The organism is Polaromonas sp., assembly GCF_031411155.1.
Taxonomy (GTDB): Bacteria; Pseudomonadota; Gammaproteobacteria; order Burkholderiales; family Burkholderiaceae_C; genus Polaromonas.
Genome location: NZ_JANOAL010000251.1, coordinates 1 through 2521, shown reverse-complemented (window position 1 = coordinate 2521; position 2521 = coordinate 1). Strand labels below are relative to the sequence as shown.

General features: G+C 63.6%; 4 protein-coding genes. 2 read left to right on the top strand and 2 right to left on the bottom strand.

Annotation, left to right across the window (positions count from 1 at the left end; all coding sequences use genetic code 11):
- Together RMO23_RS15210 and RMO23_RS15205 are read right to left on the bottom strand one after the other, a co-directional pair.
- Positions 1 to 483: VanZ family protein (locus RMO23_RS15210; protein WP_309683273.1), on the bottom strand; the 483-nt coding region annotated here is incomplete at its 3' end.
- A gap of 18 nt (positions 484 to 501) precedes the next feature.
- Complete coding sequence (locus RMO23_RS15205) at positions 502 to 936, bottom strand: CopD family protein (protein WP_309683271.1); 435 nt, start codon at positions 934 to 936, stop codon at positions 502 to 504.
- A gap of 294 nt (positions 937 to 1230) precedes the next feature.
- Between RMO23_RS15205 and RMO23_RS15200 the strand changes: the two genes are divergently transcribed.
- Together RMO23_RS15200 and RMO23_RS15195 are read left to right on the top strand one after the other, a co-directional pair.
- Complete coding sequence (locus tag RMO23_RS15200; RefSeq protein WP_309683268.1) at positions 1231 to 2028, top strand: FecR family protein; 798 nt, start codon at positions 1231 to 1233, stop codon at positions 2026 to 2028.
- A gap of 88 nt (positions 2029 to 2116) precedes the next feature.
- Positions 2117 to 2467: a hypothetical protein gene (locus RMO23_RS15195; RefSeq protein WP_309683265.1), complete on the top strand. Its 351-nt coding sequence runs from the start codon at positions 2117 to 2119 to the stop codon at positions 2465 to 2467.
- Positions 2468 to 2521: the final 54 nt, after the last annotated feature.

Here is a 2521-nt window from a genome sequence, read left to right as displayed (position 1 = left end):
GTCGGCAAACCAGCGCGCCCGGAACCGGCCCCAGCGATCCACCACACCGGTTTTCTCCAGCGCCCAGGCGCAACAGCCGCCCAGCCAGGCGCCCAGCGTATTGAGCGCCAGATCGACATTGGACGGAAAGCGCGCCGGCAGATAGCTTTGCAGTGTTTCCATGGACAAAGACAGCAGCGCCGCAGCGAGCACCGCCACGCTGACCGGCCAGCCCACGCGCTGGCTGCGCAGCGCCGACAGCGCCAGCAAAAAGCCCAGCGGTGCATATCCAAGCAAGTTAGCACCCACATCAAAACCCGTCCAGTACTGCGGCAGCGGCGCCACCAAAAACCGCAGCGGCGAAATGCCCTGGTCACGCCAGTCGGCAAACGGATACAGGCTGGCGTACACCATCACACAGACGGCCGCCAGCGCCAGCGGCCAGGCCACCGTCGGGTGGCGGCTGGATGCAGGCGCGGGGAGGGGAGGCGAAGGCGATGCCATGGCCGGCTAGCTGACGAACTAGCCCTGCCAGGGCTTGACCACCACCAGCACCACCGCCGCCAGCAACAGCGCCACCGGCACCTCGTTGAACCAGCGCAACCAGACATGGCTGCGCGTGTTGCGATTGACCATGAATTTGGCAAGCAGGCGGCCACAGGCATGGTGGTAGCCGACGGCCAGCAGCACCACGGCCAGCTTGGCCTGCATCCAGCCATTGCCCGGCCCGCGCCCGATGCCGTAGCCCAGGTACAGCCACAGGCCAAACCCCAGTGCCGGCGCCGCCAGCACGGTGGTGAAGCGCATCAGCTTGCGCGCCATCAGCATCAGCCGCTCACGCTCGGCCACGCTTTCGGGCGGCACCATGGCCAGATTGACAAAAATGCGCGGCAGGTAAAAAAGCCCGGCAAACCAGCTGGCAACGAAAACAATGTGGAGTGATTTGACCCAAAGCATTCAACGAGTGTAGAGGACTGCGGTTTTGACGCTATTTAGGCAAAAAAAAGCCCAAATGGCACGAAGCCAGTTGGGCTGGTAAGCCTTTTTGCTGTCACACACAAAGGCCCCGCTCAGGGAGGAAAAGCGGGATGCAGCGTTAACAACGACTGCACATGATGATCTTAACGGCAATGGGAATATCTCTGCAACCTCCGTTGCGCAAATACTTCGTTTCACTGCGGAACTGATTCGGAAAAGGGGCTGCCCTGCTTACAATCGACAACTATTTTGTTACATCCGGGAACCCCGCCCATGCTGCGCCTTTCCTTCAAGCCTCTGCAAGTTTTAGCGATTGTTGCGGGCTGTGCCGCACCGGCCGCGTTCGCCAATGGCACGTTTCAAACCGTCAGCGGTGATGTGCGCGCCTCGGCAAGCGCTTCGGCGCCGGAAGCGGTCAGCAGCAATGCCCGCATCGTCGAGGGCACCACCGTTGTCACCGGCCCCAATGGCAGGGTCACCATCCGGCTTGATGACGGGCATGCGGTGGTGCTGCCCGAAAACTCGGAATTTCGCCTGGAGGCTTACCGCTTTAACGCAGCCGCCCCCCAATCCAGCAATATTGCCATCCGCCTGCTCAAGGGTGCCCTGCGCTCTTTCAGCGGATTGATCGGCGGGCGCAACCCAGGCCAGTTTGCCCTGACCACCTCCACGGCGACAGTGGGTATTCGGGGGACGGATTTCGCGGTGGCCGAATTCGACAATCAGACCTATGTCGCCGTGGCGCAGGGCGAGGTCAGTCTGGGCAACTCCGCCGGTTCCGTTTCCGCGGGCGCCGGTCAAACCGCTGCCGCGGCCTCCCCGGCCACGCTGCCCAGCCTGATAGCGGCAGGCGCTCTGCCCGGCCCGGTGGCCGCGACCTTCAGTCAGCTCAATGCCGTGGTCATTGCAACACAGAACGGGTCCGGCGCCGCGGTGGCGACCGCCGCTGCGGCGGGTGGCAGCCTCAACGCCGGCGTTGCCGTGGGCGTTGCGGCGTTTTTGGCGGCGGCTATTGCGGGCGGCGGCAGTGGCAATGGCGCCACAACCGGCACCACCGGGACCGGCAAGTAGGCGCCAAAAAACGCCTTGCAAGGGTACAATTCCCAACAAACGCCGGAATACCTCGGGCGTCTCTGATTTTTTGAAAAGGAAATCTGCCATGACTTCGAACTACCTGAAAATCTGCAGCAAGGCGGTTTTGGCCCTGACCCTCTCCAGCACGCTGGCGATGGCGCAGCAGCCCCCCAATTCCGACTCCGACTCCAATAAGGGAGCCGCGGTTATACCGCCCGCAGGTGCAGGCGCAGCCACCCAATCGGCTGCCGGCGCAGGTATTTCGTCGGATGCCCTGGTGACGGGCGTGGCAGTTGTCGTCGGACTCGCCGTATTGGCCGGCGGCGGTGGCGGTGGCGGCGTCTCTTTGGCGGCCGGTGGCACTGGCGGCGGCGGCGGTTCCACGCCTGGCGTCCCGGGCACCCCCGGCACCACCGGCACTACCGGCACCCGATAAACCCAAAAAACCAGGCCCAGATCGGGTCTGGTTTTGTATCCGCTTGCCGCTTTC